This window comes from Gordonia sp. UCD-TK1 (assembly GCF_001691435.1).
GTDB classification, from domain to species: Bacteria; Actinomycetota; Actinomycetes; order Mycobacteriales; family Mycobacteriaceae; genus Gordonia; species Gordonia hongkongensis.
The window spans coordinates 125,731-143,891 of sequence record NZ_LZMP01000003.1 but is presented as its reverse complement, the minus strand read 5'-3'; the positions used below and the strand labels follow the sequence as shown (position 1 = coordinate 143,891).

At 62.6% G+C, this 18,161-nt stretch carries 13 protein-coding genes; 6 read left to right on the top strand and 7 right to left on the bottom strand.

The annotated features are described in order from the left end of the window. Positions 1-218: 218 nt before the first annotated feature. From A9310_RS03610 to A9310_RS25510, 3 genes are all read left to right on the top strand, one after another. Entirely contained in the window at positions 219-2,228 is a 2,010-nt protein-coding gene (locus A9310_RS03610) for a site-specific DNA-methyltransferase (RefSeq protein WP_065629403.1), read from the top strand. Beyond that, positions 2,225-4,777, top strand: a complete 2,553-nt coding sequence (locus tag A9310_RS03605; protein WP_065629402.1) for a DEAD/DEAH box helicase — start codon at positions 2,225-2,227, stop codon at positions 4,775-4,777. Before A9310_RS03610 ends, A9310_RS03605 begins: the two co-directional genes overlap by 4 nt. Positions 4,778-6,582: 1,805 nt before the next feature. Then, complete coding sequence (locus tag A9310_RS25510; RefSeq protein WP_139104532.1) at positions 6,583-7,239, top strand: hypothetical protein; 657 nt, start codon at positions 6,583-6,585, stop codon at positions 7,237-7,239. A gap of 480 nt (positions 7,240-7,719) precedes the next feature. Here the strand turns inward: A9310_RS25510 and A9310_RS25505 are convergent, their stop codons facing one another. The 3 genes from A9310_RS25505 to A9310_RS03590 all read right to left on the bottom strand — a co-directional run bounded on the left by A9310_RS25505 (position 7,720) and on the right by A9310_RS03590 (position 9,988). Beyond that, positions 7,720-8,298: a hypothetical protein gene (locus A9310_RS25505; RefSeq protein ID WP_139104531.1), complete on the bottom strand. Its 579-nt coding sequence runs from the start codon at positions 8,296-8,298 to the stop codon at positions 7,720-7,722. After that, on the bottom strand, positions 8,295-8,723 hold the full coding sequence (locus A9310_RS25500) for a hypothetical protein (RefSeq protein ID WP_075863058.1): 429 nt from the start codon (positions 8,721-8,723) through the stop codon (positions 8,295-8,297). The genes A9310_RS25505 and A9310_RS25500 overlap by 4 nt, the downstream gene beginning before the upstream one ends. 215 nt (positions 8,724-8,938) lie before the next feature. Next, positions 8,939-9,988, bottom strand: coding sequence for a hypothetical protein (locus tag A9310_RS03590; RefSeq protein ID WP_065629399.1), 1,050 nt, complete (start codon positions 9,986-9,988; stop codon positions 8,939-8,941). A 336-nt stretch (positions 9,989-10,324) separates the two neighbouring features. On the opposite strand from A9310_RS03590, the gene A9310_RS03585 reads away from it, so the two are divergent. Further along, positions 10,325-10,858 carry a hypothetical protein gene (locus A9310_RS03585; RefSeq protein WP_254661162.1) on the top strand — a complete coding sequence of 178 codons (534 nt, stop codon included), beginning with the start codon at positions 10,325-10,327 and terminating at the stop codon, positions 10,856-10,858. Positions 10,859-11,038: 180 nt separating this feature from the next. Here the strand turns inward: A9310_RS03585 and A9310_RS25825 are convergent, their stop codons facing one another. Next, on the bottom strand, positions 11,039-11,599 hold the full coding sequence (locus A9310_RS25825) for a hypothetical protein (protein WP_175401068.1): 561 nt from the start codon (positions 11,597-11,599) through the stop codon (positions 11,039-11,041). 154 nt (positions 11,600-11,753) lie between these two features. Further along, positions 11,754-12,776 (bottom strand): endonuclease/exonuclease/phosphatase family protein, encoded by a 1,023-nt coding sequence (locus A9310_RS03575; protein ID WP_307814794.1) that lies wholly within the window; start codon positions 12,774-12,776, stop codon positions 11,754-11,756. Positions 12,777-13,348: 572 nt separating this feature from the next. Between A9310_RS03575 and A9310_RS03570 the strand changes: the two genes are divergently transcribed. Continuing rightward, positions 13,349-14,086 carry a M23 family metallopeptidase gene (locus A9310_RS03570; RefSeq protein ID WP_055476454.1) on the top strand — a complete coding sequence of 246 codons (738 nt, stop codon included), beginning with the start codon at positions 13,349-13,351 and terminating at the stop codon, positions 14,084-14,086. Between the two features lie 253 nt (positions 14,087-14,339). Here the strand turns inward: A9310_RS03570 and A9310_RS25820 are convergent, their stop codons facing one another. Next, a complete protein-coding gene (locus tag A9310_RS25820) occupies positions 14,340-14,669 on the bottom strand; it encodes a DUF4229 domain-containing protein (protein WP_055476455.1) in 330 nt (109 codons plus the stop codon). Positions 14,670-14,800: 131 nt separating this feature from the next. Continuing rightward, on the bottom strand, positions 14,801-16,444 hold the full coding sequence (locus A9310_RS03560) for a cytochrome c biogenesis protein ResB (RefSeq protein WP_175401071.1): 1,644 nt from the start codon (positions 16,442-16,444) through the stop codon (positions 14,801-14,803). Positions 16,445-16,824: 380 nt separating this feature from the next. Between A9310_RS03560 and A9310_RS03555 the strand changes: the two genes are divergently transcribed. Further along, positions 16,825-18,102: an Ig-like domain-containing protein gene (locus A9310_RS03555; protein ID WP_139104530.1), complete on the top strand. Its 1,278-nt coding sequence runs from the start codon at positions 16,825-16,827 to the stop codon at positions 18,100-18,102. Positions 18,103-18,161 lie beyond the last annotated feature (59 nt).

Genomic DNA, 18,161 nt, shown 5'->3' with positions numbered 1-18,161 from the left:
GGGCCGTAGTCATCGGCAATCGGTGTCGGTCAGAGTCGGCGATGCGCAGCGAGTGCCGTGGCCACAGGGTTCAGGTCAAGATGTCACCTATCCGTGTAGCAGTCCCGGCCACGGGCACGGACTACAACATGTGTGACTGGCTATCTACCCGATGGCGCCCGAACCAATGCGGACCCATAGGCTTCTCCGGTAACTGTTGCGGCGGAGAGGTGAGGTGGATGGCCGACGAATCGAACGTCCTCGATCAGCTGATCTCGCGTGTCGATGATGAAACCCTGCGTGCTCGCCTGGCGCAGGAGGTCGACCTACTGCGTGGCTCGCGACGCTTTGGACTCGTGTTTGACCGGCATCTCCCGGAGTCGGTCCGCCTGCCCGACCATCCGATCCGCAAGGGCATCCGCGTCGCCCTGCGAGATGAGTCCTCGGCCGAGACCTGGATCGTCGACCGCTTCACCGACCGCACCCGTGAGGTCGCAGTCCTCAGCGGCGACGGCGGCGAGCGAGTTGCGTCTGAGCTGATCGTCGTCCGCGAATTCGAGGAACCGATCTACCCGGGGCTGCGCTCGGTCGAGCGCATCGAGAACGGCCCTGCAGACGCGCCATGGCACGTGGTGATCAACGGCGAGAACTTCCACGCTCTCCAGGCGCTGCGGTCGACCCACCGGGGCAAGGTCGACGTGATCTACATCGACCCGCCGTACAACACCGGCAACGACGGTTGGATCTACAACGACCGCTATGTCGACCAGAACGATCGGGCGAAGTCCTCGAAGTGGTTGTCGTTCATGGAAAGGCGGCTGCTTATCGCGCGTGACCTGCTCAAACCGACGGGCGTGATGATCGTGGCCATCGGCGACGAGGAGCATCATCGACTCCGTATGCTCTTGGACCAGGTATTCGGGGACTCCAACTTTCTGTCGGACATCGTTTGGCAGGGGGGTCGGAAGAATGACTCTCGCTATGTCTCCAATGGCGCTGACTATATGTTGGTCTACGCGCGCGATGAGTCGGCGCTGGCGGCTCGAGAGATTCGTTGGCGGGAGGAGAAACCTGGAGTCGATGAGGTACTGACTCAGGGCGCTGCGGCTTGGAGCGAGTACGGCCCCGACGAATCGGCCGCAACCGCCGCGATGCGTGCGTGGTTCAAGGCTCAACCCAAGGACTCTCCTGTTCAAGCTCTTTCACGCAATGTGTGGTTTCTTCCTGATGGAACTTTGTGCAGGGATGCGGATACCAGGAGCCCAAGTCCACGCCCAAATCTGCGGTATGACCTCCCGCATCCGGTGACAGGCAAGCCCTGTCGCATGCACCCCAACGGTTGGGTCTACTCAAAGGCGACGATGCAGAAGATGATTGAGGAAGGACGCATCATCTTCCGCAACTCACACGCAGACGTCGTCAGTATGAAGAGGCCATTGGAGCAAACATCAGGGAATGTGGTCCAATCAGTCTTCGAGCGAATGCGGGTGCATTCCGGAAGGCACCTGCGTGATGTGTTCGGGGACAAGCGGTTCCCGTTTCCCAAGGACCATGAAGTGTTGATGCGGTGGTTTCGTCTTGCCGCACCTCAGGATGCTGTGATCGTGGACTTCTTTGGCGGGTCCGGCACGACCACCGAAGCTGTGATGCAACTCAACGCGGAGGACCGGGGGACCCGCCAGTCCATCCTCGTGACCAACAACGAGGTCGGCGCGACCGAGGCCAAGAAGCTGAGGAAATCGGGGCTGCATCTTGGTGACGAGGACTGGGAGTCGCGCGGTGTATTTCAGTACGTCTGCCGCCCGCGGATCTCGACGGTAGTCATAGGTGAGCGCGCCGACGGCTCCACCTACTCCGATGGGCTGCCGGCCAATGTCGAGATGTTCGATCTGACCTACCTCGACCCGGGGATGGTCCGACGCGGTCATGAGTTCGAGTCGGTCGCACCGCTGTTGTGGCTCGAAGGGGGCGCTCGCGGGCCGTGCATCGACGACGAACCCGAGGACGGTTGGGCGCTGACCGATGCCTACGGCGTGCTGCTCGACGTTGACGCACTCACCGCGTTCGCGTCCGCCGTCACCGACGCTGCGACCAGCGGCACCCCGCCAGTGGTCCTGTTCATCGTTACCGACTCGGAGGCTGAGTACCAGCAGGCCGTCGAGCGCCTGCCGGTTGGCATCGAAACCGTCCAACTCTACGAGGACTACCTGTCCAACTACACCATCAACGTCACCGGTGGTGTGCGGTGAAGTTCACGCTGGAGCCGTACCAGAGCGATGCGGTCGACTCGGTGCTCAACAATCTCGCCAAAGCCCGCGCCGGTTACCTCGACGACGGAGAGCGGACCGCGGTCGGGCTGACGGCCCCCACAGGTGCCGGTAAGACCGTCATCGCCACCGCCGTGCTCGAAGGTATCTACAAGGGCACCGCGACCCGACCGCCGAATCCGAGAACCACCGTCCTATGGATTACCGACGACCGTGCGCTCAATGCGCAGACAATCTCCAAGATCACCCAGGCAGCGGGCGGTTCGATCGACATCAACCGAATCCGCTTCATCGGCGAAGTCGACCATCGGACGCTGGAACCGGGCGTGATCTACTTCGTCCACATCCAGGCAATGCAGAAGAACTCGACGCTGCACGCTGTTCGCCCCGACGGCACCAAAAACGACAAACGCACGCACGGCGTCTGGGACATGATCGCCAACACCGTCCGGGACCGGGGCCAGGACTTCCTGGTGATCTGGGATGAGGCGCACCGCGGCTCGGGAACCAAGCACACCGACCGTAGGTCGATTGCCGGGACCATCGTCGACGGCGGCACCACCAACATCGGCACAATTCAACCTCCGGCTCCGGTCGTCCTGGGTATTTCGGCTACTCCCGACCGCTTCCTTGCCGCGATGAACGCCGCGAACCGCACGCCGCGACTGGTCGAGGTTAACGCCGGTGACGTACGCGAGTCCGGTCTGCTCAAAGACCGCATCCTGCTGCGCAGTCTCGGCGAGTCCCAGTCAGCTCCCAACACGATGCTCGCGCTGGCCGTCGAAGATCTGAAGTCCTCCGACGAGGCCTGGCGCACCCACCACGAGACCACCGGAGACCGGCTCGTCGAGCCGCTGCTCGTCGTCCAGGTTGAGCAGGGCATGGCGCCGGCCAAGGAGGAAGCACGCCTCGCCGAGATCCTGTCAGTGATGGAGTCGACCTGGCCAGCCCTGTCGGATTACGCCGTCGCACATGCCTTCGGTGACCCGCACGGCCCGAAGAAGGTGGGGGACAAGACGATTCGCTACCTTCCGCCGGAGGCAATCTCCGGCGATGACCAGGTACGCGCGGTGCTGTTCAAATCGGCGTTGACCACCGGCTGGGACTGTCCCCGGGCCGAAGTAATGATTTCGTTCCAAAACAAGGACAGCTACACCGAGATTGCCCAGCTGATCGGCCGGCTCGTCCGTACCCCGCTGGCCAAGCGGGTCGACGGCGGCGACCGCCTCGACGAGGTCGCCGCCTACCTACCTGGCTTCCGCTCCGAGCATGTGGCTCGTGTCGTGACCGCTCTGACCGAGGACGAGACCGTCGAGGTCGAGGTCGTGGTGGCGCCGGTGGTGTGTGAGAAGTCCACCGACGTGCCGACGAAACTGTTCGACCTGCTCGACACGCTGCCGTCCTACACGCGGCAGAAAGCGTCATTCGCCTCCCGTACCGCACAGCTGTTGAGCCTGGCCACCGCGCTCACCGAGTACGGGATCATCAAGAAGGGTTCGTCGACCGCCAAGCGCTGGATAATCGACCAGATGCGCGCCGCTGACGGCCAGCACAGCAACGAGATCGACGCCAAGGTCGCGGACATACTCTCGCTGACGGTCAGCACCACGATGGTCGCCTACGGCGAAATGGTGATGCAGAGCGTCGGTAAGTCCGACACCGCGACCAACGAGCGCGACATCGAGGGCTACTTCCAGAAGGCCAAGCGGATGCTACCCGATGCCTCGGCGACCTGGTACTTCGTCGACCTGTGCGATCGCGGTGAAGAGGACGTCGACGCCTATGCCCGCCTCGCGGCGATGGCCGAGCTCGGTTTCAAGGACATCGTCGAACAACAGGCCGCCTCGCTCATCGACGACTGGCGCCAGCAGCACGGCGCCAAGGTGTCGGCCAAACCGCGGCATGTCCGTGAACAGATCGAACCCCTGTGGCACCTCGGGAAGACGCCGATGCTGCCCACCACGGTCGAGGCCCGCGACGTCTATCCGGCCGCCACGGAGAGGCTCAAGAACAAGACCGCCGTGCCCATCGACACCTACCCTGGGCACCTTTACGTCATTCCTGGGGGCAAGCCCAACTCCGGCAGATTCCCCGTCGACACCTCGCGGTCGTCATGGGAGACCGAGGTGCTGGCCGCCGAACTCGACTCCGACACCCTCGTCGGCTGGTACCGCAACCCCTCGTCGGGCCGACACGCACTGGCGGTGCCCTACATGTTCGGCGACAAGCACCAGCTCATGCACCCGGACTTCCTGTTCTGGCACGACGACGGTGACGGCAAGTATGTCATGGACATCGTCGATCCACACCGCTTCGACCTCGCCGACACCTCGGCCAAGTGGTCGGCGCTCGCGCGCTACGCACAGGACCACACCGAGAGCGTCCGCCGCTGCATGGCGGTGGCAGTGGTCGGCGGTTCACTCAAGGCGCTGGACCTCACGACCCCGGGCATCGACCACCGCATCGCAGAGGCGACCAATCAGAACCTGATCGCGGCCATCTTCGATGGCGAGGGGATGTCGTTTCCGTGACAAGGTGTTCGCGTTGTCCTGGGTGAGTGGCAGGATGACCGGAGCGCGAGAGCAACTGAGCGCCCGCACGTTCGGTAGGGCAGGGTGCTGAGTAAAGCAGAGACTCCGCTACAAGACGCGAGCGACATGGACATGCTGCACAAGCTCCGCGCACGATAAGCGGTCGCCCCGACTCTGCGAACCGATCACGCTATTTGGCCGTAACGAACCGGCGCTCTGGGTGTCTGCGGTGCCGTGGTGCAACATCGCTGCGGCCGCGGGGACTGGTCCGCACAGCGACGATGCCGACGTCGCAGACCGGGTTCGGTCCGCAACGCGGCGTGTATCGGGGCCAGGTGCGGCCCGCCGCGCGTGCCTAGGACGTCGACGACGACACTGTTCCAGATCGGGTACAGGCGCGACGATTGGCTTCGACGCGATCGTCGTGCCAATGCCGTTCACCGTGTGAAGTTGGGTGTCGAGGACCCAAGCTGGCCATGTCGGGTCATCGGTTCGGCTTCTTCGGCCAGCTCTCGGTCGGGTCCGATAGCGATGAGCAGCTGGCTGAATTCGGCTCGGCGGTCGCGGAGGAGTTCTCGCGCGGCGATGGGGCGATCTTGGCCGATGGCCGCGCGGGCGATATTAGGTGCGCTGTCTCGGCCCCACGGGTAGCACGACGAGTCCCGCTCACTCGTTCGGATCAATTTGTGGTCGCCCGATTGTGGGACTGTCGCCCCGCGTATAGCGTCGAACCGACTCAAACTGGATATGGGGTGGGAAGTGGGCGTTCGTTGGAAGCGAATTCTGGCTGTAGGTCTAGTTGCGAGCGGTGCGGTCGCGGCGATGGGGTTCGTTGCAGGGGGTGAAGCGTCGGCTGACACCATCGACGGTCACTCGATGCAGACACGCTTGCTGTCGCGCGGGAGTGAGAACCTGTCGCAGCAGAACGTCCATCTCCCTTCCTCGGAAGTCGGGACGCTAAAGGTTACTACCACGAAGTCTGGGGCACACACTTACATTCACGTCCAGATTCGAAACAAGCGTGTACCGACGACCTGCTGGGTTACCGGGACCGGTAAGTCGCCGTACGGCGACGGGCCCACATCACAACAGACCTCAGACACCAAGCGTGACGTACTTGACGCTCGTGGAAACGCTGATTTGAAGTTCGGGCCATTTGTCGACGGTCCGGCTAGCGTCGGCGGTGGTTGCTTCGGTGAGTGGAAAGGCGAGAATGTTACGACGTATCTCGCGAATCCATACGCAGTGCCGATCGCGATCGGCGGAGGTCCCGCGGGGTCTCCGGCGCCAGCACCGGACAGCCCGGCGCCCGGCCCGAGTCCATCGTCACCAGCAATTCCCGAGTCGTGCTCTGACGGGATACAAGCGATCATGGATCAGTGGGGTCTGACCGGGCAGGTGGAAGATCAGATTCAAAGTCTGGTCACCCGGCGAGGCATCGAGACGACCTTCCAACAGGCGTGCGCACTCCTTGAATTGGCACAACCTGAAAATTGGACCCAGAATCCAAACGACATAGTTCAGAACTTCTGCCGGGTAGGAAAATCGCTTATTCCCGCGGAGCTGGCGTATAGGGCACTCGAAGAGGCAGGCAGAGCCACTCGAAACCAGTTCCTGAAGGACTTCGGCGGCGGGGCCGCGAGGTCGTGGGCGCAACAGTGTGAATGGTAGGACGGACGTCCAGTCGTGAGACAACAAACAGTGTTCCCCTTCAAAGGTATTCGCGCAGGCGTCGACCACATACGTTTGCATCCGCTCAGCGCGGGACTTATACACCTCCGAAAAGCATTCCCTAGGATGCGCCGATGAACGACCGCTCGCGTAGCATTGATCGTGCGATTCAAGCGGTTCTCGATAATGACCGCGCCTCCTTCGACGAAGTGATGAGTTGGCCGATAGACGAATCCCCCTTTGGCGTGCCGCTATTCCTACGCGCGGCGCACATACGCTGCTGGGCTGAGGATCGTTTCGTCGATGGATTCACTGAGGCTGGCCGGCAGGCGGAGCTGGCATTACGTCACTACGAACACGACCTCGGTGCTCCTCCTGTGGAGTCTTTGGGTCTAAACCCTGCTGACACAGACGTCAAGCGAGGCGAGCTGGCAACGCTGTACGCCTACCGACTGTTCAGCACAGCAAGATCAGAGCGAGAGAGAATCTCCGACGGTAGATTCGCAGCGGGACTGCGGGCACTGCAGCTGTCGGGAGATATTCAAAGGGGTGACGACGGTCGCGCCAGCTCGACAAAGATGCATCTGAAGTGGCTGTTCTGGGCCATCGAGCTCCGAACCTATTCTGCAGCTGCACTCGGGCTGGTGCGCGATGCAGCGCTCGAGGACGTGCGCGGTGAGATCGAGGATGCGGCATGGGAAGTAGTCTCTGAAACGGTCTGCTTGGCTGTCACAGCCACAATGGACGCTGCGCAAGCAGCCGCTGCTGGTGTCGCCGGACTCCTGCAATGAACGGCCGCAGAGACAGCGATGACGAGCGCACGCCCCTGACCACCGGCAGCCGCTGTCGGATGACAACGCAGTAGGGAGTAGGGCCAGCTACTCTGGGAGCGGTCGACCTACCCGCATCTACATGCGGGCACAATCGCTGATTGGTGTCGGAGATTGTGAGACTCCTGGGCGGATCGGCGCAGTGAATGCGCCTGGATGACAACTGATTCGGGAGTAGGAGATGATTCGTGCAGGTCGCGACGGGACGGGCCTCATGACCGTGTCACTGGGTCTCAACTAGGGTGTCAAAGTCCCAAGTACCGTGTCATCCGACAAGCTCCGCCAGGACACCGGCCGTTCGCGGATTGCGCCGACCTGCAGAAATGTCATAGTACAAGTTATCGGCACTCGTAAATTGCTGAGGGAGAATAGGTTTGGATTGCCTTTGACATAAGCTATGAGGTTCTCCCAGTCGCAGGCAGCTCGGGTCTACGGCCAAAGTCACTTCGTGAACCGCCACCATTTTCCGATGGCGTCGAGATCATCAGCCATAACTTCGATGAGCTCCGAACGTGCTAGATCTGATTTCGACCGGGCGTAGCCGCTACCCAGCGGTACGTCTTCTGGTCGATTTAGTGGCGGTGCTTGCCAAGCGCTCGTCATATCGGGGCCGACCTCCGCGGTAGCTGCGTTAGCGAAGGCTCTATATGAACGGCTTACAGACGGAGGCGCGTGCAGTTCGATCAACGCTTGATGATGTGAAATTGCCGTTTTCGCGTCTGAAAGTGCACTGGAAATTGTAAACCAGTTAGCTGGGTCCGCTATCTTTCGCCGTATACGGTACGGCCCCTCCAGGTACTCCTCAACCGCGCCAATGGCGTTGCCGTAGAGGTCGGCTCGTTCACTTCGACGCGTGATCTTACGCTGAATGCTGTACCCGATCACAGCTATGACGGCGGCGATCAGCGCGGCGACCGCCGCCGCAATTATCGGCGCACCATCTGACCATCCGAAACCTTCGAAGAATCCGCTGGACGAGCTAGTTTGCCCACCGGGTGGTTGAGGACCTGCGCTGGTCACGCTGCGTCTACCGTTGGGAATCCATGCTCGGCTTCATCGCCGAGCCATTCTCCACCGGCATGACCGCCGGTGGCGCGCCAATACGCTTCGTAACCCAGGTGATCGACGGTGACGTCGAGCAGATCATTCAAGCCCTTCGTCGCGGTCCATCGACGTGATGGTGGGTCGAGCGGATAGTAGAGGCAGAGGGCATCATCCTCAGACATGCGGTGCTTAGATGGCATTCCTAGCTCTGCCCAAACGCGCGGATAGTCCTCAGCGTGTAGTCCGTACGTGTCGTATGCCGGTCGGGCGTAGAAGACAACAGTGACCAAGACGAGGTCGTTCGGGCCGCGCACGTCGAGGTCAACCTGGTATCCCAGCGCATACGGACCTTCGATGATGCGCAGATTGTCTCCATGAAGCCTGCGGGCGTGAGCTTCCATTGCCACTCGCCACGCTGGTAGCGATCCGTACCAAGTGGCTGGAAACTGCTGGTTGGGAGTGTTTTGAAAGAACGTGGCCCATGGGGCCGGCAGATGGTCGAGAGGGGCCGAATTGGGCGCGCGAGAACCTGGGAAGGGGCCACGGTGTGTAGGCGCCGGACGAACTGGTCGCCGTTTCGAGGACTTGCGTGGAACACGGCGGGCGCGATGTGAGCTCACCGAGCCCACGACCTGACTGGGGTCCGATCACGTACTTGCGGCGAAAGTGCTGGAGCGGTCGGTACAGATCGCTGGCGACGGTTCTGCGCAGTCCGCTGGAGATGCTGCTCGGCTATGGCTGCGGCCGGTGGACGTGAAAGCATCTGTTCGTCATTGAAGAAGATTGCAAGCGCCTCAATGGCTAGCACATCGTAGCCCTCAGCGTCGTATTGGATGGCCTCGGCGAGCTTCGCGCGGGCCTTCTGGAGCTTGGCTACGAGTTCTGTGCGGTCGCCTGGCAAGGCGATGGCTCCCGCGACTCCGGCAGGATCTGGTGTGTCACGCCAACTGAGGTCGTCGATGGCATGGTCGAACCAAGCAACCATGCCATCGAGCTGGTCGAGCTCGACGGCCAAGCATGCCAGCGCTAGGGCCTTGATGTTCCAGCTACACAAGGGTTTCGAGTGAGTGCGAGCCCAGTGTTTGAGCAACCGGACGGTCCGGGAGTAGTTGTAGGCGCTGGATTTCGCCGCGCTCCGCACCAAGGTGGTGTGCGTTTCGGGGTCGGACCGGTCCCACGAGTCGTAGTTGGGGATCCATAGGCCGGCGCCCGTCGGGTAATCGAGTGCGACGATCACGTCCGCGCTGAAGTCATCCTGACTCGGATCGACAGGGCTTCCAAATGAGACGTACACCGATCGTTTACGGCCGCCAACTATGACCCGAAGGTTGGGAAATTCGGTCTTGTGAGCACTGCGGATCGCATCGGCAGCTCGGAGCTGGAGGACCTCCGGGCCCTGACCGTGCGGGCCATACGTGCTCTCCGGATCAGGCACGACGACACCGAGGTCGATGTCGGTTAGTGGGGTGAGGGCGTCACCATGCGCTACCGACCCGTTCAAGTAGGTACGGCTGGTTCGGCCGAACTCCCTCCGCAAAGTGCTGGCTAGAAGATCGCGTCGGCGACGGGCTTCAGCGAGTTCGTCGTCGCTGACCTGGATGCGCTGACGTGCTTCGCGGAGGACGTCAGCGAGGCGTCGGCTCGTGGTCAGGTCGGGGGCGGCCATAGCTCACCGTTTCCGGCAGACGATGTCGACACCCTTTTGCCAGGCTTCTCCTGTGATGTTGGCGCAGCACCAACGCCCGGTGTAGCGTCTGAATTGCATCCCCATGCGAACAGACGATCCCCAGGCCGGGTGACGATCCCCGCTCTGGGGATTTGTCATGTCTTGCCTCTGATTCAGAACCCTACACCTAGTGGGTGACATTTCTGTCCACCACAACGGGTTGTGAATAACATTCGTGCAAGTCGAGGCGCGAGCGGAGTGGGGCAACGCAGAAAGCCGCCCCCGTGTGTCCCCTGAGCCCTGTCGAGGCGTAGCCCACCAATAGGGTGTTTCATCATGTCGACGGCGTGGGCAGACGAAAGCGGGTCGCGACCGGATATGGATCCCGGCGCGTACCTGATGTCCGCGGCACTCTGCGACGAAGACGACGTCGACACCCTCCGCAACGCCATGGAAGTGCTGCGCCTGGCCGAGCCGAAGGTGCACTGGCACGGCAGCAGCGAGCAACGGCGAACCGATCTCGTCACCGCGGTCGCCGAACTGCCCCTGACAGGGTTCGTCGTGGTGCACGTCGACAAGGAATCCTCGGATCGGCGGCACCGACGCAAATGCATGGAGTTCTTACTCCCGCACCTGGCCGACATGCCGTGCGTCACGATCACGCTGGAATCCCGAGGCCAACAGGACGCGAGCGATATGGACATGCTGCACAAGCTCCGCGCACGACATGCGGTCGCCCAACTCTGCGAATCGACCACGCTATCGGCCGCAACGAACCGGCGCTCTGGGTCGCCGACATCGTCTGCGGTGCCGTGGTGCAACATCGCTGCGGCCGCGGGGACTACCTCGACATACTCGGGTCTGGTGTAGAAATACACACCATCGGCCCCTGAAAGACCGCGAGCCACAGGCCTCGTCGTCCGGCGAGTAATCCTGTGGCTCACTTCCAAGCCCACCGCAATGGGCTGGCTACGGCTCCGATTGTAGCCTCACTACGTGGCTACACGCCACCCAAGCCCGTGCACGTGGAGCGCCTGCCATGCAGGCCTGTCACGCTCTGTCCCTCCAGCGCTCGTTGGCCGACTGCCGTGTCATCCCGGCCGCCGCACCGATATCGGCCCACGAGCGACCCAGCCGGCGAGCCTTAACCACCGCGGCGTCGAGTTGTGCGTCGGCGTCCCTGCGGGCAGCCGCGGCTACCCGGATCTCGCCATCAACGTCGATCGGGTCGAGATGTTCGCGCTGCCACACCGCTCGGGCGGCCTCCGCGACCTCGGGCCGCACGTTGACGTCGAGGTCGGTGTCGGGGGCGAACACCTGGCGGCGGGCCAGGTCCTCGAGGGACGCTGAGGGCACCCGCATCCACTGGACGGAATCGGTCCAGGTCGACACATCAGAGCTGGTTCGCCGGGCGCAATCGCAGGACAACAGCCAGCCGACGATCTCGGCCGACGGCCGCCGACGATCCTTGTACGGGTGCCGGCCGGTCTCCACGATCTCGTAGTCCACGCCGTCGATCATGGTCGACCCGTGGCTCACGGCCCCGTTCTCGAAGAACGGCACCAACGCCGCCTCGTGCAAGTGCGTGTCGCTCTCGTGCATCCAACCCATGCCGATAGGGTAGCCCTGTGATGTCAGGAGAACCAGACGCCGGCTTTCTCAACGTCAGGTTTACCTGACATAACGTAGATTATCGGCGAATCTTGATGCGAATCAACGTGTTTCGTCACCAGTCGGGCGGCCTCGGCCAGACCGCGATTCAATCTCAAAGCCGGATGCTCGCGAGCACCCCGTGGTGGTCGGAGCCCGGCAGATCGATCCGCCGGAACGATGTCGGTGTCGGGCCGTTGCGGGTGAGTACCCGATCGAGCGCGAGCAGGGGCGGGTAGGGTCGGCCGGCGGGGTAGGTCGCGACGACGCCGGATCCGAGATGCTCGGCGGCGTCGGTCAGCTGGGGTGAATCCGGCGGTCCGGAGAGCAGCTGCCGGAAGGAGCGGTGATCGTAGGTCGAGTTGGCATCGGCGCCGATGATCAGCGGATCTGTGTCGGCGGACAGGATCGAGCGTAGCTCGCGGAGCTCGGCATTCCAGCGCCACGATGGTTCCGGATAGGGCGGCAACGGATGCAGTGCATAGACCGAGATGGGCGAGCGGTTTGGTAGCGTAAGTCGCGCATGAAGATTCGACAGTTCGAATCCGCGCAGGAGTTGCCCGTCAGTCAGCGGGGACCGAGCATAGATGCCGGCTCCACCTCCACCCTCGCGGGGACGGAGAAACGCGAACGGCAAGGCGTGGCGCAACCCGGCGCGATCGAGGGCCCCCACCGACTCGGGCGTCAGCTCGACCACCGTCATGACGTCGACTCGCGAGCTGCGTACCCGCGACACCATCTCATCCGGATCGGCCTGCCCGCGAAAGATGTTTGCCTGCATAACGGTCAAGTCCGAGTCCGAGACCAGTTCGTCCACTCCCCAATACAGCGGGGCCTGCGCCGTGACGCCCACGGCAACGACGAGCACAGCTGCCACCGCGGAGATCCAGGCGCGCGCGACGAGCAACAGCACCAGGCCGAGGACACCGACGCCGATTAACACCGGCGTGAACGCCGCCACCCGGGACGCGGTATTGCTGACCAGGCCAGAGTAGTGAGCAGCAATCCCGACGACAGCGGCGAGGACCGCACCCCAGCCGAGTGCTCGTAGGAGTCCACGCATGCGGTCGATCATGCCACGATCGCCGTCAGGCTCAGAACGCTGATAGAGGCGCAGGATGACGATTCTGACGCCCACTCGGAGAAACTAACCACGGTAGTAGTAATCTGTCCGTGGCCCGTTCGATATCGAACTGTTTCATCCGGAACGACGCTTGAACTGAGGGACCTTCATTGGCACGGCATCGCAAATCTGACCCCAGCCCACCTCCTGCTGGTATACCTGCGTCCCGCCGCCCTGCGTCGGCGGCTTTCGACCGCGGGCCTTCGGTGCCACGGCATTCGGGTATCGCGCGGGCGTCGGGGCGACATCGGATACCCCACCCCCCTGAGACTGCGGTCGGGTTCACCCGAGCAGTCCCCTCACCTGCCCCGGCCCTCACGCGCTCGCCGCAGATTTCATCGGTGAGTGCGCCCAGGACGTCTCCTCCCAACCCGCCTCGCGGCGCCCGCCCACACCCGTCCCCCTCGCATCATGCACGGCCGCACGCGGCCCGTTTCGACCATGACGCGTATGGGCCGTGGCGCACACCACGCTCGGTCGACGTCGGCAGGAACCAAAGGGTTGCAGCGCCTACCGCGCCATGGGAGCGGGCGATGTCCGTTCTCGATCACCATGACAATGAGCCAGTTCACTCTGATTTTCTCGATGTGCTCGACGAGGAGAAGACGTCGGGAACACCACTCAGGTCCGTAGCCGCAGCCGGGGTCAGTGGATCGCTCGCGGCTGCGGTGGTCCTTTGCGTCGCCGGCGGGACCGCGGCCACTGCGCTCGCCGATCGTCACAGCCCAACAGTCACCCCAGTTTTCCAGGCTGGCGTGTCCGCCGACGACCGATCCGCGGCAACGCCATCACCTGTAGCCCTCGGATCGGTGGACGATCGACAAGACACCACGCCGGCGCGGACATCGTCACTCGATGAGCTGACCGCGGCCGTGCGAGAGTTGGTGCAGCCAGATCGTCTGCGGCCTTCCGATCCCCCTGCGCCACAACGGCCGCGGTCGGCGGCACCTACCTACGGCACCGTGACCTCGAGCTACGGGGCACGCTGGAGTACCACGCACTATGGCCTTGACATCGCCAACGCGATTGGCACGCCGGTGGTGTCCGCAAGCGATGGGCAGGTCATCGAATCCGGTCCGGCCGATGGTTTCGGTTTATGGGTACGCGTGCTGCAAGACGACGGCACGATCGGCGTGTACGGGCACATCAACGAGGCGTTGGTGAGCGTCGGACAACGAGTCCGGGCCGGCGAGCAGATCGCAACGGTAGGAAACCGCGGCTACTCCACTGGACCACACCTGCACTATGAGGTCTGGCAGCAAGACGGACCCAAACTTGATCCGGCACAGTGGCTGAGAACCCGGGGCGTCTACGTCGTCGGCTGAACCGGCGTGAACGGTGCAAAGCTGCTGGAGATTTCGTGGCAGGTGTGCGGGCGTAAGCCAAGCCGACGTTGCCAGTCTCGTGGTCTTACTGAGCTTTACCGACGGCAAGCTTCTGGCAAATGCGCCCGATCGATCGGATCGCAACGGTGTGCAAATCTATCGTGGTCACAGGCCGCGGCGGACAGTGGCAGCCGCTCTTTGCTGGTTGGTGGTCGTACCCCATGATGAGGTGCGTACGTGCCTGGGTTGTGGTTTAACTATCTGGCAGGTTCACCGAGCGGCTCTTCGCGAGTCCCCTCTTGCTCGCATGGTGGGCGTCCATCGCTTCGGCCTGGTGATTGATGCGAGTTCGTAGGGGTTTGAGGACGAGCATCGAGACTGGACTACTGAGCACTACTGCGAGCACGACGGCTCCGAAAATCGGGATTTTCACGTCAAATACGAAGGAAATCAACAGGATCAATCCGCACAGCGCAGCGGCGAGTGCTAGCCGCGCGGCGTTATACAGCAGGGCAATCGCGACGAGTGACTTGCCCGAAGGGGCGGGCGAGGGGGCGGCATGGTCAGAAGTGCTTCTGCTCATGTTCGGTAGGCCTTCCGTGTGCTGCTTGTTGAATGCGATCGGATGTATGTGTGACGTGGCACGCCCTCTCGTCGAGTGCTTCAACTGGGGGACATCGATCCCCGCAGGATGAATCTCTGCTGATGTGAGTCTCATTCGTGACGTGTGCGTCGTAGTCGGCGGTTCGCTGACGCTGGCTCGGTCATCCATCGCCGCGCTTGCTCGTTGAAGTCTTCGCCCCACCCAGCCTGATCGGTGCGGGCCAAACCGGCGATGGTGACAGCAGTGCGTCGTTGGCCATCGATCTCGGTGGGCACCAACCGCACCCAGATTCGTCGGCGCCGGACAAGCAGGGACACAAGTAGCCCAGCCAGCATCACAGTCGCGGTCAGCAGGACCCAGTTCTGTGCCGGCCCGTGCGACACCTGCATGGACACAAACCGTTCGTACCCGTCGAAGCGCACTACGGTGCCGTCGGCGATGGTGTGGGTCTCTCCTGGGCCGAGATTGACTTGGGCCCGCTGCTGGAGCCGGCCCTGCTCGATGAGTGATTGGTTCAAGGAGTATGCGTTCTGCGGACGACCGGTATCCAGTCCGGTGTCGCCCTGGTAGATCCTGATCGCTACATACGGATCATTCGGCACGGGAAACGACGAGGTGAGAAGCGTTCCTTGGAATGCCGCGGTCGGCGCGAACAGACCCTCAATCGCGATCTGTCGGCGGCGCCGTTCATCCGCGTCGGGGTAAAGCCCCGCGGGAGTATCAAAACGGGCCGCGCCTGAGGACAACATCGTCTGCAAGTTGTCGGGAATGAAAAGTACTGTCTGAGTGCGCTGCTCACCGTTCGGGAAGGTCACTGTGAATGTAGGTGCGAAGCCATTGCCTAGGACGTAGACGCGGTCACCGGCTACTCGCAGAGGCTCGTTCACTCGAATACGCGCAGCGTTCCAGGTAGTGGGGTCGGACTGTCGTACGTCGTCGGTGTAACTGACGTCGGCTTCGTACATGTCGGGCTGGCCGCTCGGCAGGAACCTCGCATCGAAGCCCTCGACACGAACACAGAATGGTGAGAGATCGGTGCCGTCGACAAGGCTGCCTGCTCGAAACGAGTCATAGACGGCCGTCGAGGTGTTACAGAGGCCTTGCGTGCCATCGGCGATGAGACTGCGGGTGCCCTCGTACCCGTAAAGTTTGTCGGCCGCGATCGCTATCAACAGGGCGAGCAGTGAGAAGTGGAACAGGAGGTTGCCCCACTCGCGGAGGTAGCCCTTCTCCGCGGAGATCTCCACGGCTTCGGTGGGTTGGGCACCCGTCGCCGGGCGCGTGGTGGTGACTCGGCGCCAGCCACGCAGATTGGTATTTATCAGGGCAGCAACCTCGTCAGGATCTCCGTGCACCGTGTCCTCGACGTGCCGCGGCAGACGAATGAGGTTGCGTGGCGCGGGGACCGGCTGAGCGCGCACTGCGCGCGCATGCTCGAGAATTCGGGGGGTGAGGCAGCCCACAAGCGATACGAACAGCAGGACGTAGATCGCGGTGAACCACGTGCTGGCGAAGACGTCGAACAGCTGCAGTCTGTCCATCCACACCCCGAGCGCGCCGCGGTCGGCAATGTACTGGGTTGTTTTCTGCTCGTTGAGCGGTCGTTGTGGCAGCATGGCGCCCGGGATCGCGGCTGCGGCCAACAGGAACAGCAGCATGAGTGCGGTTTTCATCGACGTGAGCGATCGCCACAGTCTGCGCAGGGAGCCAAGCGCCGGGTGCGCTCGGCGCGGCGTCGGCGCTTCGGTTCCCATCATCGTGGTGGGGGTAACGTCGTCGCACTCCGACAGTCCATGACTGCAGGAGCGACGTCGAAGTCGCCGGCCGAGTGCCGATCGACACCCGCCACCACGAGCGCGGTGGGTCGCCGGGACATACTCCCCCGCACCGCCACTATGGGTCTCACCTGCTCTCCCTCACCTACCCGGATTACTACGCACCGTAGTATTTATAGAACCCGGATGGCAACCACGTTGGGTCTTGCTTGCTCGATCGGAGCGGTGAGGCCTGGTGAGCCGTAAACTACTATCATTGTTAGTAAGACCTGTGGCGGCGCCTACATTCTGTGGTCGTCGGTGTGTGCTCCGGATGAAGGGCTTTGTAACTGATGGGCCGCTTTGGCACTCCGAGGACGATGCGTCGCGACCGCCGATCGACTGGCCATAGTCAGCTGCGGCAACGTCTGGGAACCCTTCGACGCCACCGTTCGGCGCAGGTCAAGGCTCGGCATGTACTGGTATTGGCGGCGCTGACGGCCGTCGTGGTGGTACTGACCTCGTGCAGCTCGGCTGGCGGTAGCTCTACCTACAGTGACCAGATTTCGGCCGTCGACAGTTTTGCGGCCATCGCACAACCCTCCATCGCTGTGGCCACCGAAGGAGGCGATCGGCTCGCTCCCGACGCGGTTGTCGAACCTGGGCTTCCTATCGTTGTGACGGCCAGTCGCGGCGCGTTGACCGACGTCGATATCCCAACATCTAGCGGGCGTGCGTTGGCGGGCTCGCTGAGCGAGGATGGCAGTACCTGGACAAGCACCCAGCCGTTGGGGTACTCGAAGCAGTACTCCGTTCGAGCTGAAGCCGTGGGTGTGGGTGGTCGAACGAGCGTCTCGCAAGGCTTCACCACAGCCTCGCCGGAGTCGCTGACCAGCGCGGCCATTCTGGGCGAGAAGACCGTCGGAATTGCGCACACGATTGGTGTTCGATTCTCGGATCCCATCCCTGACCGCCGGAAGGCGCAGGCTGCAATCACCGTGGCCTCTGATCCACAGATGCAAGGCGCGTTCTATTGGATCAGCGACTCCGAGGTCCGATGGAGGCCCGAGCGCTTCTGGATGCCGGGGACCAAGGTCAGTGTCGCCGTGAACATTTACGGAGTCGACCTCGGCGACGGGCTCTATGGCAACAGAAATCTGTCCTACGACTTCACCATTGGCCGAGCTCAGACAATCGAAGCCGACGACAACACCAAGACCATCGTCGTAAAGAGGGATGGCAAGGTCATCCGAACGATGCCGACGTCGTTCGGCAAAGACAGCACACCGACTCCACGCGGCATCTACATGATCGGTGATCGCGTCGAGCACATCGTCATGGACTCCTCCACCTACGGAGTTCCTGTCGAGTCATCGGCGGGATACCGCACACCCGTCGACTGGGCGGTGCAGATGTCTTACAGCGGCATCTACATGCACGGTGCCCCGTGGTCTCTGTCGGCGCAGGGCAACAGCAATGTCAGCAACGGCTGCCCGAATCTGAGTCCCGCGGACGCGGAATGGCTCGTGAAGAACACGATGCGCGGCGACCCCGTCACGGTGAAGAACACCAACGCCGAAACACTATCGGGAGTCGATGGACTCGGCGACTGGAACATCCCGTGGGCACAGTGGAAGAAGGGCAACGCAGACACCTAGGCATCGGGCTGGCTCGATCCAGACACTCCATCACGGTCCAGTCGACTGAGCTCGTCCGG